Raw genomic sequence first — 21,082 nt, 5'->3', positions numbered from 1 at the left:
GTTTACTGCCAGACCTTGACTTCGAACTCGGGCTGCAGCTTGGCCGTGGAGTCCTTGATCTGCAGCTCGATGTACTTCGGGTCGGTGCCCTTGTCGAACTTGACGGTGGTGGCGCGCTTGTAGTCACGCTCGTGCGGGCCCTGGCCGGTGAAGAATGCCACGATCTCGTGCGTGCCGGCCTTCAGGTTGCCGAGATAGACCCGCTGCACGCCACCGCGGTGCAGTGCTTCGACTTCGAGCGGCGTGTAGAGGTAGTTGGCGATCAGCTTGTCGTCGAGCTTGATCTGCACCGAGTCGAGCGAGAAGAGCTTGCCCACGTCCATCGAGACGAACAGCGCGACCTGTGTGTTGGCGGGGAACAGCAGTTCTTCCTCGAGCACCAGCAGGTCGCGGTTGAGCTTGATCACGTCGCTCTTCACGTCCTGGATGCGGCCGTCGAGGCCACCGGCCGGCGCGCTGGCGGCGGCTGCCGCGGCGGCCGGGGCACTGGCAGAGGCGGCAGGCGCCGGTGCGCTCACCGAGGCGGCAGCCGGTGCGCTGGCAGCGGCCGCCGGTTTGGCCGGCGCGTCGGCGCTTTGCGCAGGCAGGGCAGCCGACAGTGCGGCCACGGTCACCACGAAAGCGGCGGCGAAAAAACCGGAGGATCGAAACAACATGGCGCCCACTCTCTTAAAAGGTTGCCGACACGAAGAGCTGCAGCAGGTCGGCGTCGAAGCTGTAGGCCTTGCCGGTCCGCACGTCGGTGAAATCGCTGTACTTGAAACGCACCCGCTCGTACGAGGCGTTGAGCTTGACGTCGTACCGGCCCTGCAGCTTGCCCATCGAGTACGACAGCTTGCCGCCGAGGCCGAGCGTGTTGTAGGTGCCGAGCTGGCGGTTGCGCGAGACGTAGACGGTCTCGGTGGTAGCGTTGTCGCTGTAGAAGAGCGCGCGCTTCTGGGTGTTGTAGCGCAGGCTCACGTCGGCGAGCCAGGGGTCGCCGAAGTAGCGGCTGTAGCCCAACTCGACGGTGTGCGCCTTGATCGCCCAGGTGTCCCAGTAGTAGCGGTACTCGGCCCGCACCGCGTTGCGCGAACCCATGTCGCCGATGACGCGGAACTTCATGGCCCGGCCGGTGCGCGTGCGCGGGTTGCGCTCGGGCACGGTGGCACCGAAGACGCGGGCCACGCGGTAGGGGCTGCCGAGAAAACCGTCGTCGGCCACGGCCTCGAAGTTCGCGCTCATCAGCCAGGTGGGCGTGAGGATCTGCGTGAGGCCGAGGCGGTACTTCCAGTGCGTGGCGTCGTCGAAGAAGCCCACGCCTTTCTTGCCGACCTTGTCGACACCGCGCGTGAACCCGAGGCTCACGGTCGACATGCCGCCGAACACTTCCTGGGCCACGTCGAGGCTCAGGTAGTCGGCCGTGTAGTCGGGTTCCTTGCTGCTGAGCAAGCCCAGCGTCACGGTCGAGTCGCGCACCACGTAGTCGACACCGAAGCCGTATTCGGTGCGCTTTTCCTTGTAGGGGCTGGCGGTCGTCACCACGTCGATCGACGCGTTGCTGACCGAGTCGATGTAGTACGAGGCCGAGAGCGACACCTTGTCGAGCAGCTTCTTGCGCACCAGCAAAGCCGGGCCGATGGCGCGCACGCCGCCGCCGTCGTAGGAGTGGATCATCGCGTCGACGCTGTCTTCGGGCAGGTCGACGGCCTGCGCCGCGCCCGGTGCGATCAAGCCGCCGAGCAGGCCGGCCAGCGGCGCGCTGGCGGCGTGGCGCCAGGCGAACAGCGCCTTCAACACCCGGCGCCAGCCGCGGGGTGCGCCGGTGGGCAGGTCAGTTGCAGCCACAGCCGCCCCCTTGCACGCCGGTGGCGCCGCGCCCGCCTTCACGCACCTCGAACACGTGGTCGCGGTGTTTGTCGGCCAGGCCGTTGCGCGAGAACTTCATCATCGGGTCGGCCAGGCGCTCGCGCTCGTAGGGCTTGACCCAGGGCTCGATGGCACAGCCCGACAGCAGGGCCATCGACAGCAAGGCGGCGATCGAAGCGCCGCTTGAAATCACACGCAGCATGTTCATTCCTTCAACAGGCCCCGGATCTGCTGGTCGTAGGTGTTCTCGTAGCCGTCCCGGTAGCCGCGGTGCACGAAGCGCACACGGCCTTCGCGGTCGATCAGCACGGTCGACGGCATGGCGCTCAGGTCGTAGAGCTTGCTGACCTTCTTGTCGCTGTCGAGCGAGACCGGGAACTTCAGGCCGAGCTTGGTGGCCAGGTCGACGGCGTTCTTGGTGTCGTCGTCGACGTTCACGCCGAGCAGCACGAAACCCGACGAGCCGTACTTGTCGTAGAGCTTGCTCAGGTGCGGCATCTCCTGGCGGCACGGTGCGCACCAGGTGGCCCAGAAGTTGACCAGCACCACGCGCCCGCGCTGTTCCTGCAGGCGCAGGTTAGGGCCACCGAGCGTGCGCAGCGTGAAGTCGGGCGCCAGGGCACCCGGCGCGATGGGCGCGGCCCAGGCCACCGCACACACGCCGACGGTGGCGGCCAGCAGCGCGCGCGCGCTGCGCAGCAGGTTTTTCTTGAAGGAGAGGCTCATGCGATGTGCGCCGGTCAGAAGTAGAAACTCAGGCCGCCCGTGAACTCGAGGTTCTGTGTGCTCTGGCGCTTGCCGAGCAGGTCGAGCGAGAAGATGTGGTCGCGCATGTCGAGCTGCAGCGACACCCAGTCCCTCAGGTAGACCTTGGCGCCGAAGCCGAGGTTGAAGGTCTGGCGGCGCTGCGCGTTGAAGCTGGTGCTGCCGATGCCGCCGATGATGTAGAGCGACGACGGGAACGCGCGGCTGCGCAGGAAGAACACTTCACCGGGCAGCACGTTCAGACCGGCCGACACGTTGTAGTAGCTCAGCTTCTCGGTCGGGTTGACGAAGATGCCGCCCGGCAGAATCTGGCGGAACGATTCGTCGCTGACCTTGGTCTGGCCGTAGACGGCCTGCACGAACACGTCTTCGGTGATGTGGTAACCGAGGCGCACACCGTAGACCAGGCTGGTGCCGAAGTTCTTGGTGGCGTAGCTGCCGGCGAAGGTGCCGATCTCGAAGTCGTTCGACGGGAACTTGGGCAGCTTGATGGGGCGGCGGTCGACCTCGGGCACGATCACCTGCTCATTGGGCGCCTTCTGGTCGGCCTTCTGCTCCTGAGCGGTCGCGGCGAAGGGCAGCACGAGCAAGGCGGCGAGCAGTGCCAGGGTGACTGAATGTGGTTGGTGCATGGTCACTTTTCGGCCGTTAGAAGAAGAAAGAAAGGCCCGCAGTCAGCGCCCGGTACTGGTTGCTGCGGGCGTCGGAGAGGTAGGCGGTGTAGAGGCTGTAGTCCACGCGCGCGACGAAGCGGTCGGTGAGGTGGAACTTCACGCCGAGCGTGGCGTTGGTCAGGTTCGAGTTGGTGCTCGAAGCCGACACCAGGCTGGTGTTCGGGATGTTCTTGAAGCGGCCGACACCGATGCCGAAGAACGGCGAGATGCGCTGGTCGGACCAGGGCTCCGACTGCACGTTGATGTGCCAGAAGTTCGTGCCCGAAAAGACGCCCTGCACCTGCCCGGCGGTTGCTTCGAGGCTGAGCGTGTCGCTCATCTTGTAGCCGGCCCACAGCTTGAGCATCGGCTCGGCCTTGAAGCGGCCCCAGCCGGCGCCGAACTCGGCCCGGCGCAGAAGGTAGTCGTCGAGCGCGATGTCGCGGAAGCTCTTGGCGCCGCCCGCTTCGGTGAGCGTGGTGACGAGCTGGCTGCGGTTGACCCAGCCGATCTTGCCACCCGCCGTGCGCACCTTGTACCAGTCGGTGTGGCGCAGTTCGATCGAGATCCATTCTTCGCGCGCAGCGACGAAGTGGATCGGATAACCGCGCCCGGGCCCGGTGCGCAGTTCGATGAAGGGGTCGGTCACCTGCACCCGCTCTTCGTTCGTTTCGGCGGCGTGCGCGGGCGGCACGGCCAACAACGTGAGCGCGCTCAGGCTGAGCGAAAGCAGCGTGTTCGAGAAAGGCTTGAATCCGGCGGGTCGGCGGGCGAAGAGTGGACTCATTGGGTGTTGCACGTGCCGCTCAGGTCGGCAGGGGTAAACATGCTGTAGGTGGCGGTGCTGAACTCGTCTTGCCCGTTGGGCGCGGGGTGGGTCATCCAGTACTGCATGAGCCGCGCGTTCGGGTCGTTCAGGTCTTCGAAGATCAGGCCGCCGCCGTGCAACACGTTGAGCACCAGCGGTTTGGTGAGCAGGCGGCTCTGCGTGACGGCACCGATCACGACCGAGCCCTGCGCCGAGTAGAAGTTCTTGTACATGTCGGTCGTGCGGATCACGTCCGGCGTGTTGGCCGGGTCGGTCAGGTCGACCGGCTGCGCGTTGGCCACCACGCGCAATGCACCACCGGTGCCGGTGGTGTTGTCATGGCAACCCGAACCGGCACAGGTGTTGGTGGAGATGGCTCCACCGATGTTGATCTGCAGCCGCGCAACGAAGATCGGGTTGATGCACTTCTGGAAGTACGCGAACGACAGCTTCTGGCCCGTCACGCCGACCGGGTTGCTCACCTCGGGCGGGTTGCCGATGGGGTTGCTGCCACCGCCGCCGCACCCGGCCAAGCCGAGTGCGAGCAGGCAGGCCGCGGTGCTGCTGCGTCGCGCCCTCAACCGCCGTTCTTTTCGTTGCGCGGTCGTCATGGTTACGGGCAACCCCCGCTGATCCAGTTGGCGATGGTGTTGTAGTTGGCACTGCCCACCGGCAACACTGCCGTGGTCTGGCCCACTGCCCCGGCCGGGTGCGGCACGGTCGAAGGCCGGCTCAGCAGGTAGTTCGACGCCGCGCGGCAGGTGTCGGAAATCATCGACAGGCTGACGTTGTAGTCACCTTCGGGGCTGCCGGTCAGCACGAACCGGTTCTGGCGGAAGCTGGCGCCGGCCGGCGTTGTCTCGCTGCCGATGGCCTGGTGGCAACTGGCCGCGCAGGTCGAACTCAGGATCGGGTACACCTGCGCCGCGAACACGCTCTCGCTCAGGCGAGCGGGTTGCACGCCGCCAGCGAACGGGTTGTTGTAGTACTGGCCGCCCAGATCCATCCACTCGGTGATGAGTCGCTTCTCGGCCGCATTCAGCATCAGCGCATGGTTCGGTGCGCCGCCGGGCGGGTTCGGGTGAGCGGTCGTGGCTTCAGCGCCGGCCTTGAGTGTTTCACCGAACATGATCTCGGCCAGTCGGCTGCTGCGGGCCATGCCGGCCGCGTTGCCGGCCATCGTCTCGACCAGCGCAGCGCCGCGCACGATCTCGGGCACGCCCTCGCGGATGCGGGTCACCGGCAGGCCGGTGGCCGTGTCGATCACCGGGTCGCCGAGCAGCAGCTCTTCGTACGAGGTGAGGCGCCCCGTGCCCGAGGTGACGCCCCGCAGGTCGAGCTTCACGGCGTCGGCGTGGCAGGTGGTGCAGGTGTTGGCGCCGGCCGTGCCGCGGGCCCGCGACCAGATCGGCTGAATGTGGTCGGGGTAGTTGATCAGGCCGTTGGTCGGCGCAGCGGTGGCCAGGTCGTCGGCCGGGTTGGTGTTGCCGGTGTACTTGACCGAGATCGAAGCGATCGCGGTCACGCCACTCTTGCTCGTGTCGGCCCACACGTCGGTGTAGGCCATGTCGGGCTTGAGGTTCAGCGCGGTGGCATCGAGGCGGGTGCGAAGCGCCGCCAGCGTTTCGCCCGACTGGTGGGCGGCCGACATGCTGGGCAGCAAGCCCGCCGGCATGTTGTTGACGATCGCGCCGGAGTTGAGCGCACCGCCGCGGCGCGGGCTGTGGCAGCCGTCGCACGTGCGGCGCTCGCCGGGGCGAACCTGGATCCAGTTCAGGTGGGTCTGGATGCCGCGCCCTTTGGCGTCGACGATCGAGAACGCGAGCGGCACGTCGGCCGGCACTTTCAGCTTGAACGAACCGTCGGGTTCGACCGGCGCGTAGCCGAGGATCTGCACCTGCTCGAAATCGGTCTCGCCGATCGCCGAACGCAGGCCCATGGTGCTCGACGGCGGCGCAACCGCCCGCGTCGCCCGCACGAAGCGCGCCGGCGAACAACCGTAGGCTGGATCGGCCGGGTCTTTCATGCGTGCCAGGTCGGCGACGCGCGCCCGGGTGTCCATCGTGTCGGTGGGTGCGGTCTTGGCGATACCGACCGTGCAGTTCGTCGGAAGGTCGACCGGTGCCAGCATGGTTTCACCCATGCGCTCCAGGCCGTCGGTGTCGTAGATGCTGCGCACTTCGATCAATGCCATGCCTTGCGCGGCCAGCGTCGAATCGATGGCTGTCGGGTCGATGGCGTTGGGCTCCGTGCGCGCCTGGATCGCCACCGGGTCGGTGTACATGAAGCCGACCGGCGGCGCCGCGACGATCAGCCAGGTCTGCGGGCCCGGGTCGTACATGTAGATGGCATAAGACGCACGAACGTTGTCCTGGATCGGGCTCGCTGCGATCTGGGCGTCGGTTCGCTCATCGTCGTTGAGCATCGCGATTTCTTCGGGGGTCAGCGTTGCGCAGGCCACGACCACGCCATTGCGCGTGACTTCACACGGGCGATAACCGAGCAGCACGCGGTTGGAACCGTCCCACAGGGGGTAAGGCGTGGTGATGCGGCCGAACATCGACAGGCCTCGACCCTGGTTCAGCGTCTTGTCGGTGACTTCGGTTTGCCCCCCCTGGGTGGGCACCGTGCTGTTGGCCGGCGTGTTGTTCTCGGAGTACCGCGCCGCGTCGATGAACATCAGCGCACCGCCTTCCTGCGTGCGCGACAGCGACATCAGGTCGGACGAGACGAAGCCCTTGTACTTGCCGCTGGGGTCCATGTCACGCGGGTGCAGGAAGCTGTTGCCCGGGCTCTGTGCGCCGTACAGCACGAACATGTCGGTGCCGTCGGGCTTGGTGCGGAAGATCGCGAAGCGGTTGCGCGGGCCGACGTGTTCCCAGCGCGAGAACATGATGTCGCCGTTGGGGCGCACGACGGGGTTGCGATCGTGGCTCTGGTTGACCGATATCTGCGTGATCGCGCCGCCGGTGTCGTCCATCGTGTGCAGGTTCAGCACCCGCTCGCGCTCGTATTCGTCGAGGGCGAAGTAGGTCTGGCCCGGAATCGCGCCGAGCAACTTCGAGCGGGTCTGGCGGTTCGACGAGAACACGAAGCCGCGACCCGCCGGCAGGTAGGCCGGGTCGACGTCGTCGGAATCGCTGGCACTGGTCAGCCGGCGGAAGGTGCCGCCGGTCAGGCCGCCGACGGTCATGTCGTATTCCCAGATGTTCCAGGCGCCGGTGCATGCTGGCAGGTCGCCGATCGTCGAGGTGTTCGACGTCGGGCACTTCATCGAGAACACGATCTTCTTGCCGTCGTAAGACACTTCCGGGTCAGAGGCATCGCCCTTGCCCTGCGTGAAGCGCGCGGTCAGGTTGTGTTCCGGTGCGCTCGCCGAAGATTTTTCGCGCACCATCAAGTCGCCGCCGGCGGCGAACGAGCTGCCGTTGGTCGGGTTGATCGTGATCGTGTTCGAGCGCTTCGCATAAGCGATCGGCACGTCGCCGTTCACCGTGACCGAGGTCGAGTCGCTGCCGCTGCTGCCACAACCGGCGAGGCCGGCCGCGAGCAGAACGGCTGACAAGGCCATCCACTGCGCGTTGCTTCTGGTAATCGTGTTCATCGTTTTCCCCCTGTAGATCGGTTCGTTCATTGACGAGCTTGTGTGCCGGCCTGCGCCCCGCCGTCGAGCAAGCCCGACGAGTAGTGCAATTGACCGGCGGCGTCGATCACGACCGCGTCGACGCCCTCCTGCGATTCGATCAGCCGCATGCCCTTCTCCACCCCCAGCACGAAGACGCTCTTGGAGAGGCCTTCGGTCGTGAGCCCATCGGCGGCGAGGATGGTCACGCTGTGCACGCTGCTCGGCGACTTGCCGGTTTTCGGGTCGAGCACGTGGTGGCAACGCACCCCGTCTTGCTCGAAGAACCGTTCGTAGTCGCCCGATGTGGAAATGGCCGTGTCTTCGAGCGGCAGCACCGCCACCACCTCGCCGGGCCGGCGCGGGTCGCGGATCGCGATCGTCCAGGGCCGGCCGCGGTGGTCGCCCATCACGCGGCTGTCGCCGCCGGCGGACACGATCGCATGCCGGATGCCGCGCCGCGCCAGGATCGCCGTGGCGTTGTCGACAGCGTGGCCCTTGGCGAAACCGCCCAGGTCGATGCGCACGCCTTCGCGGGCGAAACGCAGCGTGCGCGCCGCGGTGTCGAGAATCAGGTTCTGGTAGCCGACCGCTTCGCGTGCCTGGGCAATCGCGGCGTCGCTGGGTCTGATCTTTTCGCGGTAGTCGTAGAGGTGGCCGACGCTGGCGTAGGTGATGTCGAAGGCGCCGCCCGACAATTTCGAGAAATCGATCGCGCGGCTCACCAGCCGGGCCATCTCTTCGCTCAGCTTGACCGGCGCCGCCGCGGCGTGGCGGTTGATGCGCGACAGCTCCGACTCGGGTTTGTGCGGGCTCATCGCGTGGTCGATGCGGTGCATCTCCGACATGACCGCGTTGATCGCGGCTTCACCGTCGGCGCGGTCTTCGCTCCACAGCTCGACCCGGATCGCGGTGCCCATGATCGCTTCTTCACGGGCATGCCAGTCGCCCTGGGCCACGGCGCCACCGCGCCCGAAATCCATCGAACGGCTGCCCGAACCCGACGAGCCGAACTTCATGGCCGACCCCCGGAAAGCGCCCGGCCCGGCACCCCGGCGCGCTGCAAGCGCGCGCCGTGTGGCATGAACCGAACCGGTGGTGTTTTCACTCTGCTTCCCTGTGGTTGTTGCTCGTCGAGCTCTTGCTGCCCGCCCGAAAGAGGCAAACCGTGTGCCTGCTTCGGGACCGCATCATCGAGCCATGTCGCGCCTTAAAAGGCGTCAATAGTTGGCAACTGGCGAGCACCTTACATCCGGTCGCAGAACAATCCGTCAGCATTTGTCGGGTCTGCAAGCAGACGCTTCAAATGTGTTCTCGAGCGACCAGATTGGTCGCTCGGAAGAGCAGGTTTCGGCCGCGCAAGGGCGGCTCCGGCTTGCACAGATAATGCGGAGCCTCGCGCGCCACCAGACCGCGCCCGGCAGCCCACGCACCCACACCCCACCCGCCTCCATGCTCAGCGCCACCCAACTTGCCTGTTCACGGGGCGAGCGCCTGTTGTTCAAGGACCTGAGCCTGGCGCTCGCCGCCGGTGGCTGGTTGCAGGTCAGCGGTACCAACGGCGCCGGCAAGACGACCTTGTTGCGCACCCTCGTCGGCATCAGCGCGCCCGACCACGGCGAGGTGCGTTGGGGCGGTGTGCCCATCGCCGAGTGCGGTGACGAATTCAAACGCGCGCTGTTGTATCTGGGCCACCAGGCGGCGGTGAAAGAAGAACTCACGCCGCTCGAGAACCTCACCCTCGCCAACGAGCTCGACGGCCTGCCGCTGGCCGAGGCCGACGCCCTGGCAGCGTTGCAGCGCCTGGGCCTGCACGGCCGCGGCAAGCTGCCGACACGCTGGCTCTCGGCTGGCCAGAAACGCCGCGTTCTGCTGGCGCGGCTGCTGGTGCGCCCGGCCAAGCTGTGGGTGCTCGACGAACCTTTCGCGGCGCTCGACACGAATGCGGTCGGCCTGATCGGCGACGTGCTCGCGGCCCACCTCGCCGCAGGCGGCATGGTCGTGTTGACGAGCCATCAGCCGGTGCCGCTGGCCGGTGGTGCCGAGGTGCTGTTGTGAGCGCGTTGTGGAACGCCGCCCGCCGCGACCTGCTGCTCGCCGCCCGCCGCCGCAGCGAAGTCGTGACGGCGCTGTTCTTCTTCGTGGTCGTCGTCACGCTGTTCCCGCTCGGCATCGGCCCCGAGCCCGAGATGCTGCGGCGCATCGCGCCCGGCGTGCTCTGGGTCGCGGCGCTGCTGGCCACGCTGCTCGGCCTGCCGCGCCTGTTCGCGGCCGACCACGCCGACGGCACGCTCGAGCAGATGGCGCTGTCGCCGCAGTCTTTCGTGCTGCTGGTGGCCGGCAAGATCGCGGCGCACTGGCTGCTGTGCGGCTTGCCGCTGGTGCTGATCGCGCCCTTGCTCGGCCTGCAATTCGACCTCGACACCGGCACGCTGCAGGTGCTGGTGATCGCCCTGCTGATCGGCACACCGGTGTTGAGCCTGATCGGCGCGGTGGGCGCGGCGCTCACGCTCGGCGTGCGAGGCGGCGGCGCGCTGCTCGCGCTGCTGGTGCTGCCGCTGTTCATCCCGACGCTGGTGTTCGGCGCCGGCGCCGTCGAGGCGCATGCCGCCGGCCTGGGCGCCGGGCCGCAGTTGTCGATCCTCGGCGCCTTGCTCGTGATCGCCGTATTCTTCGCGCCGTGGGCGGCGACCGTCGCCCTTCGCATTGCACTCGAATAGATGAACAACACGAACTCGCTCTGGTGGCGCTACGCCTCGCCCGCCACGTTCTACCCGCTCGCCGGGCGCCTGGTGCCGCTCTTCGCGTGGGCTGCCGCGCTGCTCGGCGCGGCCGGGCTGTGGATCGGTTTCTTCGTCGCGCCCACCGACGCGCAGCAGGGCGAGGGCTACCGGATCATCTTCGTGCACGTGCCGGCGAGCTGGATGTCGATGGTGATCTACTGCGCCATGGCCTTCTGGGCCGCGATCGGGCTGGCCTTCAACACCCGCCTGTCGGCCATGATGGCCACGGCGCTCGCCCCCACCGGCGCGCTGTTCGCGTTCTTGTCGCTGGCCACCGGCTCGTTGTGGGGCAAGCCGATGTGGGGCACCTGGTGGGTCTGGGACGCACGCCTCACGTCGGAGCTGATCCTGCTCTTCCTCTACCTCGGTTTCATGGCGCTGCAGGCCGCCATCGACGACCCGCGGCGCGCCGACAAGGCCGGCGCGGTCTTGGCCATCGTCGGCGTCGTCAACGTGCCGATCATTTATTTTTCCGTCAAGTGGTGGAACACTTTGCATCAGGGCGCGTCAGTGTCATTGACGCGCTCGCCTTCGATGGCGCAGACCATGCTCTGGGGCATGCTGCTGATGGCCCTGGCGTTCTGGATGTACGCGATCGCCGTGGCGCTCGCTCGCGTGCGCACCATCATTCTCGAGCGCGAATCGGGCGCCGACTGGGTCAAAGATGCACTGGAATAACGCGGCTGAATTTTTCGCGATGGGCGGTTATGCCTTCTACGTGTGGGGCAGCTTCGGCGCGTGCGTGGTGTGCATGGTGGCCGAGCCGCTGCTGGTCCGGCAAAGGCGCCGGCTGGTGCTGCGGCGCCTGCTCGAACAGCGCAACATCAACGCCGCCACCGGCTGGTAACGAAAGCACCGCATGAAACCGCGTCACAAACGTATCGCCATCATCGTCGGCGGCGTCGCCAGCATCGGCATCGCCGGGGCGCTGGTGCTCAGCGCCTTGCAGAGCAACGTCGCGTTCTTCTTCACGCCGTCGCAGGTGGTGGTCGGCGAAGCGCCGAAAGACCGCGCCTTCCGTGTGGGCGGCATGGTGCGCGAAGGCAGCCTGAAGCGTGACCAGATGACGGTCAACTTCGTCATCACCGACACCGCCAAAGACGTGGCGGTGAGCTACACCGGCATCCTGCCCGACCTGTTCAAGGAAGGCAAAGGCGCGGTCGTGCAAGGCAAGCTGCGCAGCGACGGCCACTTCGTCGCGACCGAGGTGCTGGCCAAGCACGACGAGAACTACATGCCGCCCGAAGCGCAGCACGCGGTCGACCAGGCCAACAAGACGGCCAAGACGCTCAAGTGAGCGCTGCCCAGAATCCATGAGAGCCACCCCATGACGCCCGAACTCGGCCACCTCGCCCTGATCCTCGCCTTTCTGATCGCCCTGATCCAGGGGGTGCTGCCGATCGTCGGCGCGCACCGCGGCCACGCCGGCTGGATCGCGCTGGCGCGGCCGGCAGCGCAGACCCAGTTCGCCCTGATACTTTTTTCGTTTGCTTGCCTGATGCAGGCTTTTGTTGCGAACGACTTTTCGGTCGCCTACGTGGCCGGGCATTCCAACTCGAAGCTGCCGACCATGTACCGCGCCTCGGCCGTGTGGGGCGGCCACGAAGGTTCGCTGCTGCTGTGGGTGCTGATGCTCAACGGCTGGACGCTCGCCGTCAGCCTGTTTTCGCGCCAGCTGCCGCAGGCGATGGTGGCGCGTGTGATCGGTGTGCTCGGCCTGGTGTCGGCAGGCTTCCTGATGTTCATGCTGTTCACCTCCGATCCGTTCGACCGGCTGCTGCCCGCAGCGCCCGACGGGCAAGACCTGAACCCGCTGCTGCAGGACCCCGGCCTCGTGTTCCACCCGCCGATGCTCTACATGGGCTACGTGGGCTTCTCGGTCGCCTTCGCCTTCGCCATTGCCGCTTTGCTCGCCGGCCGGCTCGACGCGGCCTGGGCGCGCTGGTCACGCCCTTGGACGACCGTCGCGTGGGTCTTTCTCACGCTCGGCATCGCGCTCGGTTCGTACTGGGCCTACTACGAGCTGGGCTGGGGCGGCTGGTGGTTCTGGGACCCGGTCGAAAACGCCTCGTTCACACCCTGGCTCGTCGGCACCGCGCTGATCCATTCGCTGGCCGTCACCGAAAAACGCGGCAGCTTCAAGAACTGGACCGTGCTGCTCGCGATCTGCGCTTTTTCGCTCTCGCTGCTCGGCACCTTCCTCGTGCGCTCGGGCGTGTTGACCTCGGTGCACGCGTTCGCGGCCGACCCGAAACGCGGCGTGTTCATCCTGCTCTTCCTCACCGTCGTGATCGGTGGCTCGCTGGCGCTGTTCGCCTGGCGTGCGCCCAAAGTCAGCATGGGCGGCGCTTTCGCGGTGGTCTCGCGCGAAACGCTGCTGCTGATCAACAACGTGCTGCTGATGGTGGCCGCCGCCTCGGTCTTGCTGGGCACGCTGTACCCGCTGCTGATCGACGCGCTCGGCCTCGGCAAGCTCTCGGTCGGGCCGCCCTACTTCAACGCCGTGTTCATGCCGCTGATGTTGCCGCTGCTGTTCCTGATGGCGGTCGGCCCGCTGGCGCGCTGGAAACAGGCCGATGCCCGCGACATGGCGCAGCGCCTGCGCCTGGCGGCCGGGCTCGCGCTCGCTGCGGGCATCGGCCTGCCCTTCCTCGTCGGCACCTGGTCGCCGCTGGTCGCGCTCGGCCTGCTGCTAGCGGTGTGGATCTTCGCCAGCACCGCGTTCCAGATCCGCGAGCGCCTGAAGTCCGGCTGGCCGCCGCGCTCTTTCTGGGGCATGCACGCGGCGCACTTCGGCATCGGCGTGTTCGTGATCGGCGTGACGCTCGTGAAAGGCTACGAGGTCGAGAAGGACGTGCGCATGGCAGTGGGTGAAACCGTCGAGATCGGCGGCTACACCGTCAAGCTGCTCGGCGTGAACCAGGTGCCGGGCCCCAACTACGTGGCCCAGCGCGGCGACGTCGAGCTCTCGAAAGGCGGCCAGGTGAGAACGGTGCTGCACCCCGAGAAGCGCAACTACTTCTCGTCGCAGATGCCGATGACCGAAACCGCGATCGACTCGGGTTTCACGCGCGACCTCTACGTCTCTCTCGGCGAGCCGCTCAATGCCCCGGGCGCTGCGCCGGTGTGGAGCGTGCGCGTCTACTTCAAGCCCTTCATCGTCTGGATCTGGGGCGGCTGCCTGTTCATGGCGCTCGGCGGCGCGCTCGCCGCGAGCGACCGGCGCTACCGCCTGAAGGCCAAGCGGTCCGCGCTGCAAGGGGCGCCGGCATGAAACGTTTCCTGATCCCGCTGGCGCTGTTTCTGGTGCTGGCGGTGTTCCTCGGCATCGGCCTGAACCGCGACCCGCACGAAGTGCCTTCGCCGCTGGTCGGCAAACCCGCACCGATGTTCTCGCTGCCGCGCCTCGACGCCGACCCGCAGGCGCCCGCGGGCACGCCCAACGCGAGCTTCGGGCCCAAAGACATGGCAGGCAAGGTCTGGCTGCTCAACGTGTGGGCCTCGTGGTGCGTGTCGTGCCGCCAGGAGCACCCGGTGCTCGTCGACTTCGCGAAGGCCAACATCGCCCCACTGATCGGCCTCGACTACAAAGACCAGCGCGCCGACGCCAAAGGCTGGCTCGCGAAATTCGGCGACCCGTACACGCTCTCGGTGGTCGACGCCGACGGCCGCGTCGGCATCGACTACGGCGTCTACGGCGTGCCCGAAACCTACGTGATCGACAAGGCCGGCACGATCCGCTTCAAGCAGATCGGCCCGGTCACGCCCGAGGTGCTGCAGAAGAAGATCCTGCCGCTGATCAAGGAACTGCAGAAATGATCCGCGCCGGGCTGGTTCTCGCGCTCCTGCTGCAGTTGCTCTCATCACCCGCCTTCGCCAACGAAGCTGCGCCACTGGCCGACGACCCGGTCGTCGAGCAGCGCCTGCTCGTGATCGCCGAAGAAGTGCGTTGCCTCGTGTGCCAGAACGAGTCGCTCGCCGGCTCGCGCGCCGACCTGGCGCAAGACCTGCGCCGCGAGATCCGCAGCCTGATCAAACAGGGCAAGACCGACAAGGAAGTGATGGACTTCCTCGTCAGCCGCTATGGCGACTACGTGCGCTACCGCCCGCCGGTCAAACCGACCACCTGGCTGCTGTGGGGCGGGCCCTTCGTGCTGCTCGCCGCGGGCCTGGCCGCGCTGGTGATGTTCGTGCGCCGGCGCCGCAGCACGAGCGAGGCGTTGACGCCCGAAGAACAACGCGAGGCCGCCGCCTTGCTCGGTGAAAAAACCTGATGACCGCCCTCACTGCATTCGTCCTCGCGTCCGCCCTGCTCGTTGCCGTCACCCTGCTGTTGCTGCTGCGCCCGTGGCGCCGCCGTGCGGCCGATGTGGTGGCCAGCACCCGCGAGATCAACGCCGGCATCTACCGCGACCAGCTGGCCGAACTCGACCGTGATCTCGCTGCCGGCACGCTGGCCGAAACCGACCACGCGCAGGCCCGCGGCGAACTGCAACGGCGCCTGCTCGACGACACGAGCGTGACCGAGGCCGCCGCCACCGCGCCGGCGAGCGCACGTACCACCACGCTCGTGATCGCGCTCGCCGTGCCGCTGCTCGCCGCGGCCTTGTACACGCAGCTCGGCCAGCCGGCCGCGCTCGACCCGGCCGCGCGCCAGGCCAGCACGCAGCCCGACGTCGAGAAGATGGTCGCCACGCTCGCCGCCCGGCTCGAAGCCAAGCCCGACGACCCCAAGGGCTGGGCCGTGCTCGGCCGCTCTTACCGCGTGATGGGCCGCATGCCCGACGCGCAGAAAGCCTTCGAGCGCATCGGTGCCGAGCTCGACCGCGACCCGGTGCTGCTGGCCGAATACGCCGACGTGCTGGCTGCCAACAACAACGGCAACCTCGAAGGCAAGCCGATGGAAGCGGTGGGTCGGGCGCTGAAGCTCGACCCCGACAACCCGATGGCGCTGGCGCTCTCGGCCACCGCCGCCTTCAACCGCCAGGACATGCCTTCGGCCGTGGCGCAGTGGGAGCGCTTGCTCAAGCAGTTGCCACCAGACTCTGAAGACGCGAAGTGGGTGCAGGGCCAACTGGAGCAGATCCGCGGCGCCGTGGCCAGCACCAGCACCAGCGCCATACCGCAACCCGACGCGACGCAGCTCATCAGCCCGCCAGCCTCGGCCGGCGCGCAGGCACCCACGACACAGGCTGCCGCGGCGACTGGCGACACGGCCATCCGGGGCCAGGTGAGCCTGGCCCCCGCGCTCAAGGCGCAGGCCCTGCCGACCGACACCGTGTTCGTCTTCGCGCGCGCCGTGCAAGGCCCGCGCATGCCGCTGGCCGTGCAACGCGCCAAGGTGTCCGACCTGCCGCTCAACTTCAAGCTCGACGACTCGCTCGCGGTCAGCCCCGACTTCAAGATCTCGGGCTTCACCGAAGTGCGCATCGAAGCGCGCATCTCGCGCAGCGGCAGCGCCACGCCGGGCCCGGGCGACCTGATCGGCACCGGCGCGGTCGTCAAGCCCGGCGCACGCGACCTGAAGCTGCAGATCGACCAGACGCGGCCCTGAGCGCTCGCGACGAGCCTACTGGCGCTGAAACTTGAAGTCGCATTGGCGCTTGCCGATGCGCTGGCCGGTGCCGCTGCCAGCCTCGAACCGTGCCCGCACGCGGTAGCTGTAAGGCTTCCCCCGATACGCCTTGCCGACCGCGTAGTCCGGGTTGTTGACGATGCCGTCGAGCTGCAGCGCTGCCCGGCCGTCTGCAGCGATGTTGCCGGTCAGCAGATGCCAGCTCGGCTCGCCTTCGGTGCCGTGTGTGCCACGGAACACACCGCCCTTCACTTCTGCCGGGAAGCGGTGCACATAACCCTTCGCGTCCTCGTTTTCGTTGTGCGGCGGGCAGGTGAGCGTGACGTTCCAGAGGCCGTCGAAAGCACTCGCTTCGTCGGCCGCCCGAGCGCCGGGCGCGGCGACCCACGCAAGCACGAAGAACGTGACGCAGAGCCAACGGTGGGCAGGCATCATCGTCTGGCGCTTCGCGGCCGTGCGATCAGGCCGCGCCGCGGCCCGGCAGCTCGATCGGCGAGGCTTCGTACAGCGTCATCTCGGGCGCTGCGGCCGCCAGGCCGGCGAGCGACTTCGCAAACGCGCGCGAGGCGGGCACCTTGAAGTGCTCCCACAGCGCCGCCTGGCTCGCCCACTGCTCCACGAACACCAGCCGCAGCGGGTTCTCGGTGTCGCGGTGCACGGCGTGCGCGATGCAGCCGGGCTCGGCGCGCGAACGTGCCACGTGTTCCTGGCTCAGCGCCAGCGCTTCGGCGAACGAGCCCTCGCGGGCGACCACACTGCCGTGCACCAGAATCATCGGGCGTCTCCTTGTTTCGCCAGCTCGGCGCGGCGGGCCAGGCTCTCTGCCGGCCACAGCTCGCTGGCCTTGTAGTACTCGGCCATGGCCGGCTTGCCCGGCGGCAGCACGACCCAGGGTTGCTTCGTCGTGGTGAAGATGTGCACGTCGGGCGGCAGCAAGGCCGGTTCGTCGAGCGTGCCGACACGAACGAACGAGACCGCCTTGCCGGCGCCGGCGTAGTGGCTCCAGAGCGCCACGCGGCAGCGCGGGCAGCGCGCGATCAACTGGCCCTGGCCGCTGCTGGACGGCGTGTCGACGAGGTCGACCACGCCCTGCAGCACCTGCACCCGGTCGCTTTCGATCATCGCGTTCAGCGCGAACGCCGCGCCGCTCTCGCGCTGGCACCAGCTGCAATGGCAGCAGTTGACGAACATCGGCTTCGTCGCCAAACGATAGCGCACCTGGCGGCAGCTGCAGCCGCCTTCGGCGAAAGAGGTGGGTGAGTTCATCCGGTCATTGTGGCTGTGGCGCCGTCAGCGTGTAGTCGAACTCGTAGCGGTGCCGGCCGTCGGCCACGATGATGGCCAACTGGCCGGACAGGCCAGTCAACTCACCCGTGCCAGAGTCGGGCACGACCGTCACCGAGAGTTGCGGCGCGCCACGGTTCATGGTGCCGGAGTGCTGCAGCACGAAGCTGCCGCTGCGCCCGGCAAGCGTGCCCGTCACCCGCTCGATGGCCACGTAGCCGGCCGAACCCTTGACCGCCGTGCCGGCCATCAGCATCTCGCCCTTGCCCGTGCCGACCAGGTCACCGCTGAAGCTCTTGTCGAGCAGCATGCGGCCCAGCATGGCGTCAGCGCCTGCGTCGGCGAGCGGTGCCGGCGACATCTTCACTTCGAACAGCCCCGTGGCGCGTGTTGTCATCGTTTTCCTCGCGTGCGGATCATCGGCGTGTTTCACGGGTGATGGCTCCTGACTTCGCGGTGTGAGCGCCGATCGGTCAATCACGCAGCCTGAACCGCTGCAGCTTGCCCGTCTCGGTGCGCGGCAGGGCGGCGCGGAACTCGATCGCACGCGGGTACTTGTAGGGCGCGATGGCGGCTTTGACGAAGTCCTGCAGCGTGCGCTTCATCGGGTCGTCGCCCACGTGCGGCGGGCGCAGCACCACGAAGGCCTTGACGATCCGGCCACGTTCTTCGTCGGGCACGCCGATCACCGCGCACTCGGCCACGGCGGGGTGTGCGAGCAAGGCTTCTTCGACTTCGGGCGCGCCGATGTTGTAGCCGGCCGAGACGATCATGTCGTCGGTGCGCGACTGGTAGACGAAATAGCCGTCGACGTCCATCAGATAAGCGTCACCGGTGAAGTTCCAGCCGCCGCTCACGTAGTTGGCCTGACGCGCGTCGTCGAGGTAGCGGCAGCCGGTCGGGCCTTTCACCGCCAGGCGGCCCACGGTGCCTGCGGGCACGGGCCGGCCGGCGTCGTCCATCACGCAGGCGCGGTAGCCCGGAATGGCGCGGCCGGTGGCGCCGGGGCGGGCTTCGGCTTCGTCGGCAGAAATGAAGATGTGCAGCATCTCGGTGGCGCCGATGCCGTCGATCAGCTCGATGCCGGTGGCCTCACGCCACAACGCGCGGGTGGCCGCAGGCAAGGCCTCGCCGGCCGACACGCACTTGCGCAGCGTGCCGCCGTGGGCGGCAGAGATCTTGCGTTCACGCGCTGCGGCGGCCATGGCGCGGTACGAGGTCGGCGCCGTCACGAGCACCGTGGCGCCGAAGCGCGCCACCGCGTCGAGCAGGTCGGGCGGCGAGGCCTTTTCGATCAGTACCGTCGACGCACCCACGCTCGTCGGGAACAGCGTGAGGCCGCCCAGGCCGAAGGTGAACGCGAGCGGCGGGCTGCCGATGAACACGTCGTCGCCGTTCGCGCGCAGCACGTGCGGCGGGAAGCACACGCAGCTCGCCATCACGTCGCGGTGGAAGTGCATCGTCGCCTTCGGCTGGCCGGTCGTGCCCGAGGTGAACGCGAGCAAACAGGTGTCGTCGGCGGCCGTGGCCACGTTGTCGAATCGAGCGGGCTGCGTGGCCATCAGCGCTTCGAGCCCGGCGGCCGACGGGTCGCCGAAGTACACGGCCCGCGTGAGCCGCGGCGCCTGCCCTTGCGCCGCTTCGAGCTCGGCGCGCAAGGCGTGGTCGCAGAGTGCGTGCGTGACCTCGCCCTTGTCGATGATCTGCACCAGCTCTTTCGCGCGCAGCATGGGCATCGTGGCCACCGCGATGCCGCCGGTTTTCATCACCGCGAACCAGCACGCCACCAGCATCGGCTTGTTGGCCGAACGCAGCAACACACGGTTGCCGGGCACCAGGCCCATGTGATGCACGAGCACGTTCGCGATGCGGTTCGCCTGCTGCTGCAGCTCGGCATACGACCAGCTCGGACCGCCCGGTGCACTCACGCACGGCCGGTCACCGTGGCCGGCCGCGATGTGCCGGTCGAGCAGTTCCGTCGCGCAATTCAGCGTGTCGGGGAACTGCAGCTCGGGCAGCTCGAAGATGAACTCGGGCTGCTGCTCGGGCGGCGGCAGGTGGTCGCGCGCGAAGGTGTCGATGTGTGCGCTGGCCACGACGAAAGACTCCTTGCCCGTTGGTCGATCAGAAAGCCGAGATGCCGGTCTGCGCGCGCCCGAGGATCAACGCGTGCACGTCGTGCGTGCCTTCGTAGGTGTTTACGACCTCGAGGTTGACGAGGTGGCGCGCCACGCCGAATTCATCTGAAATGCCGTTGCCACCCATCATGTCGCGCGCCAGGCGGGCGATGTCGAGCGCCTTGCCGCAGCTGTTGCGCTTCATGATCGAGGTGATCTCGACTGCGGCCGTGCCTTCGTCCTTCATGCGGCCCAGCCGCAGGCAACCTTGCAGGCCGAGCGTGATCTCGCTCTGCATGTCGGCCAGCTTCTTCTGGATCAGCTGGTTGGCGGCGAGCGGCTTGCCGAACTGCTTGCGGTCGAGCGTGTACTGGCGGGCGCGGAACCAGCAGTCTTCGGCCGCGCCGAGCGCGCCCCACGCAATGCCGTAGCGGGCGCTGTTCAGGCAGGTGAACGGGCCCTTCAGGCCACGCACTTCAGGGAACGCGTCTTCTTCGGGGCAGAACACGTTGTCCATCACGATCTCGCCGGTCAGGCTGGCGCGCAGGCCGACCTTTCCGTGGATGGCAGGGGCGCTCAAACCCTTCGCGCCCTTGTTCAGGATGAAGCCGCGGATCGCGCCTTCGTCGTCCTTGGCCCAGACCACGAACACGTCGGCGAACGGCGAGTTGCTGATCCACATCTTGGCGCCGCTCAGCGCGTAGCCGCCGGCCACCTTCTTCGCGCGCGTGACCATGCTGCCGGGGTCGGAGCCGTGGTCGGGCTCGGTCAGGCCGAAGCAGCCGATCCACTCGCCGGTGGCCAGCTTCGGCAAGTATTTCTGCTTCTGCGCTTCGCTGCCGAACTCATTGATCGGCACCATCACCAGCGAGCTCTGCACGCTCATCATCGAGCGGTAGCCGGAGTCGACACGCTCGACTTCGCGTGCCACCAGGCCGTAACACACGTAGTTCAGGCCGGCGCCGCCGTACTGCTCTGGAATGGTCGAGCCGAGCAGGCCCAGCTCGCCCATCTCACGGAAGATCTTCGGGTCGGTGGTGCCGCTGCGAAAGCCTTCGAGCACACGTGGTGCGAGGCGGTCCTGGCTGTAGGCGGCTGCGGCGTCGCGCACGGCGCGTTCTTCGTCGCTGAGCTGCTGGTCGAGCAGCAGCGGGTCGTCCCACTTGAAGGATGCTTTGGTCTTGGCCATGGCGGGGGCTCCGTTCGGTAGAGGTCAGTGGATCGGGATCACGGCGGTGGCTTCGATCTCGACCTTGGCACGGTCTTCGATCAGCGCGGTCACCTGCACCGCCGTCATCGCTGCATTGTAGGAACCGATGATCTCGCGGAACGCCGCGCCCACTTCGCGCCCGGCGGCCAGGTATTCGCGCTTGTCGGTCACGTACCAGGTCATGCGCACGATGTGCTCGGGGCGGCCGCCGGCTTCACGCAAGACGTCGACGATGTTCTGCAGCGCCTGGCGCGTCTGCGCCGCAAAGTCGTCGCTGTGGAACACGCCTTGCGCGTCCCAGCCGATCATGCCGGCGATGAACACCTGGCGGCCGGTGGCGGCCACGCCGTTCGAATAGCCCTTGGGGCGCGGCCAGCCTTCGGGGAGCAGGACTTGGGTCATGGTGTGGTCTCTCGT

Annotated in this window: 25 protein-coding genes; 9 read left to right on the top strand and 16 right to left on the bottom strand. The window is 67.6% G+C overall.

The window, feature by feature from the left end; all coding sequences use genetic code 11:
• Positions 1-2 precede the first annotated feature (2 nt).
• From AC30PD_RS20895 to AC30PD_RS20855, 9 genes are read right to left on the bottom strand one after another with little or no spacing between them, the layout of a single operon-like run.
• A complete protein-coding gene (locus AC30PD_RS20895; RefSeq protein WP_489537622.1) occupies positions 3-656 on the bottom strand; it encodes an AraC family transcriptional regulator in 654 nt (217 codons plus the stop codon).
• 13 nt (positions 657-669) lie between these two features.
• Positions 670-1,827: a DUF3570 domain-containing protein gene (locus AC30PD_RS20890; protein WP_489537621.1), complete on the bottom strand. Its 1,158-nt coding sequence runs from the start codon at positions 1,825-1,827 to the stop codon at positions 670-672.
• Positions 1,814-2,050, bottom strand: a complete 237-nt coding sequence (locus AC30PD_RS20885) for a DUF4266 domain-containing protein (protein ID WP_489537620.1) — start codon at positions 2,048-2,050, stop codon at positions 1,814-1,816. The genes AC30PD_RS20890 and AC30PD_RS20885 overlap by 14 nt, the downstream gene beginning before the upstream one ends.
• Before the next feature lie 2 nt (positions 2,051-2,052).
• Positions 2,053-2,574, bottom strand: coding sequence for a TlpA family protein disulfide reductase (locus AC30PD_RS20880; protein WP_489537619.1), 522 nt, complete (start codon positions 2,572-2,574; stop codon positions 2,053-2,055).
• Positions 2,575-2,588: 14 nt separating this feature from the next.
• Positions 2,589-3,245 carry an outer membrane beta-barrel domain-containing protein gene (locus AC30PD_RS20875; RefSeq protein WP_489537618.1) on the bottom strand — a complete coding sequence of 219 codons (657 nt, stop codon included), beginning with the start codon at positions 3,243-3,245 and terminating at the stop codon, positions 2,589-2,591.
• 16 nt (positions 3,246-3,261) lie between these two features.
• Positions 3,262-4,053, bottom strand: a complete 792-nt coding sequence (locus AC30PD_RS20870) for an SH3 domain-containing protein (RefSeq protein WP_489537617.1) — start codon at positions 4,051-4,053, stop codon at positions 3,262-3,264.
• Positions 4,050-4,655 carry a hypothetical protein gene (locus AC30PD_RS20865; RefSeq protein WP_489537616.1) on the bottom strand — a complete coding sequence of 202 codons (606 nt, stop codon included), beginning with the start codon at positions 4,653-4,655 and terminating at the stop codon, positions 4,050-4,052. Before AC30PD_RS20865 ends, AC30PD_RS20870 begins: the two co-directional genes overlap by 4 nt.
• A 32-nt stretch (positions 4,656-4,687) precedes the next feature.
• Positions 4,688-7,678 (bottom strand): HzsA-related protein, encoded by a 2,991-nt coding sequence (locus AC30PD_RS20860; RefSeq protein WP_489537615.1) that lies wholly within the window; start codon positions 7,676-7,678, stop codon positions 4,688-4,690.
• A gap of 26 nt (positions 7,679-7,704) precedes the next feature.
• Complete coding sequence (locus AC30PD_RS20855) at positions 7,705-8,715, bottom strand: FAD:protein FMN transferase (RefSeq protein WP_489537614.1); 1,011 nt, start codon at positions 8,713-8,715, stop codon at positions 7,705-7,707.
• 433 nt (positions 8,716-9,148) lie between these two features.
• Between AC30PD_RS20855 and ccmA the strand changes: the two genes are divergently transcribed.
• From ccmA to ccmI, 9 genes are read left to right on the top strand one after another with little or no spacing between them, the layout of a single operon-like run.
• Positions 9,149-9,754: a cytochrome c biogenesis heme-transporting ATPase CcmA gene (gene ccmA / locus AC30PD_RS20850; RefSeq protein ID WP_489537613.1), complete on the top strand. Its 606-nt coding sequence runs from the start codon at positions 9,149-9,151 to the stop codon at positions 9,752-9,754.
• A complete protein-coding gene (gene ccmB, locus AC30PD_RS20845; protein WP_489537612.1) occupies positions 9,751-10,416 on the top strand; it encodes a heme exporter protein CcmB in 666 nt (221 codons plus the stop codon). Before ccmA ends, ccmB begins: the two co-directional genes overlap by 4 nt.
• Positions 10,417-11,157: a heme ABC transporter permease gene (locus AC30PD_RS20840; RefSeq protein WP_489537611.1), complete on the top strand. Its 741-nt coding sequence runs from the start codon at positions 10,417-10,419 to the stop codon at positions 11,155-11,157.
• Positions 11,144-11,326 carry a heme exporter protein CcmD gene (gene ccmD, locus AC30PD_RS20835; protein WP_489537610.1) on the top strand — a complete coding sequence of 61 codons (183 nt, stop codon included), beginning with the start codon at positions 11,144-11,146 and terminating at the stop codon, positions 11,324-11,326. The genes AC30PD_RS20840 and ccmD overlap by 14 nt, the downstream gene beginning before the upstream one ends.
• Before the next feature lie 12 nt (positions 11,327-11,338).
• On the top strand, positions 11,339-11,776 hold the full coding sequence (gene ccmE, locus AC30PD_RS20830) for a cytochrome c maturation protein CcmE (RefSeq protein WP_489537609.1): 438 nt from the start codon (positions 11,339-11,341) through the stop codon (positions 11,774-11,776).
• A gap of 30 nt (positions 11,777-11,806) precedes the next feature.
• Positions 11,807-13,753: a heme lyase CcmF/NrfE family subunit gene (locus AC30PD_RS20825; protein WP_489537608.1), complete on the top strand. Its 1,947-nt coding sequence runs from the start codon at positions 11,807-11,809 to the stop codon at positions 13,751-13,753.
• Complete coding sequence (locus tag AC30PD_RS20820; protein ID WP_489537607.1) at positions 13,750-14,298, top strand: DsbE family thiol:disulfide interchange protein; 549 nt, start codon at positions 13,750-13,752, stop codon at positions 14,296-14,298. The genes AC30PD_RS20825 and AC30PD_RS20820 overlap by 4 nt, the downstream gene beginning before the upstream one ends.
• Positions 14,295-14,753 (top strand): cytochrome c-type biogenesis protein, encoded by a 459-nt coding sequence (locus AC30PD_RS20815; protein WP_489537606.1) that lies wholly within the window; start codon positions 14,295-14,297, stop codon positions 14,751-14,753. The genes AC30PD_RS20820 and AC30PD_RS20815 overlap by 4 nt, the downstream gene beginning before the upstream one ends.
• Complete coding sequence (gene ccmI / locus AC30PD_RS20810) at positions 14,753-16,033, top strand: c-type cytochrome biogenesis protein CcmI (protein ID WP_489537605.1); 1,281 nt, start codon at positions 14,753-14,755, stop codon at positions 16,031-16,033. The genes AC30PD_RS20815 and ccmI overlap by 1 nt, the downstream gene beginning before the upstream one ends.
• Positions 16,034-16,048: 15 nt before the next feature.
• Here ccmI and AC30PD_RS20805 read toward each other — a convergent pair whose 3' ends face one another.
• The 7 genes from AC30PD_RS20805 to AC30PD_RS20775 form a co-directional block, all read right to left on the bottom strand.
• Positions 16,049-16,489 (bottom strand): hypothetical protein, encoded by a 441-nt coding sequence (locus tag AC30PD_RS20805; RefSeq protein ID WP_489537604.1) that lies wholly within the window; start codon positions 16,487-16,489, stop codon positions 16,049-16,051.
• 25 nt (positions 16,490-16,514) lie between these two features.
• Positions 16,515-16,829: a putative quinol monooxygenase gene (locus AC30PD_RS20800; protein ID WP_489537603.1), complete on the bottom strand. Its 315-nt coding sequence runs from the start codon at positions 16,827-16,829 to the stop codon at positions 16,515-16,517.
• Positions 16,826-17,320, bottom strand: coding sequence for a GFA family protein (locus tag AC30PD_RS20795; RefSeq protein WP_489537602.1), 495 nt, complete (start codon positions 17,318-17,320; stop codon positions 16,826-16,828). Before AC30PD_RS20795 ends, AC30PD_RS20800 begins: the two co-directional genes overlap by 4 nt.
• 4 nt (positions 17,321-17,324) lie before the next feature.
• Positions 17,325-17,735 carry a DUF3224 domain-containing protein gene (locus AC30PD_RS20790; protein ID WP_489537601.1) on the bottom strand — a complete coding sequence of 137 codons (411 nt, stop codon included), beginning with the start codon at positions 17,733-17,735 and terminating at the stop codon, positions 17,325-17,327.
• Between the two features lie 76 nt (positions 17,736-17,811).
• Positions 17,812-19,434, bottom strand: a complete 1,623-nt coding sequence (locus AC30PD_RS20785; protein WP_489537600.1) for an AMP-binding protein — start codon at positions 19,432-19,434, stop codon at positions 17,812-17,814.
• 28 nt (positions 19,435-19,462) lie between these two features.
• A complete protein-coding gene (locus AC30PD_RS20780) occupies positions 19,463-20,644 on the bottom strand; it encodes an acyl-CoA dehydrogenase (RefSeq protein ID WP_489537599.1) in 1,182 nt (393 codons plus the stop codon).
• Positions 20,645-20,668: 24 nt separating this feature from the next.
• Positions 20,669-21,067 carry a RidA family protein gene (locus AC30PD_RS20775; RefSeq protein ID WP_489537598.1) on the bottom strand — a complete coding sequence of 133 codons (399 nt, stop codon included), beginning with the start codon at positions 21,065-21,067 and terminating at the stop codon, positions 20,669-20,671.
• Positions 21,068-21,082: the final 15 nt, after the last annotated feature.

Origin of the sequence: Rhizobacter sp. (genome assembly GCF_032229685.1) — a bacterium.
Classification (GTDB): domain Bacteria; phylum Pseudomonadota; class Gammaproteobacteria; order Burkholderiales; family Burkholderiaceae_C; genus LMDS01.
Note: the sequence above shows the minus strand (reverse complement) of the source record. Positions and strands in the feature narration are given on the sequence as shown.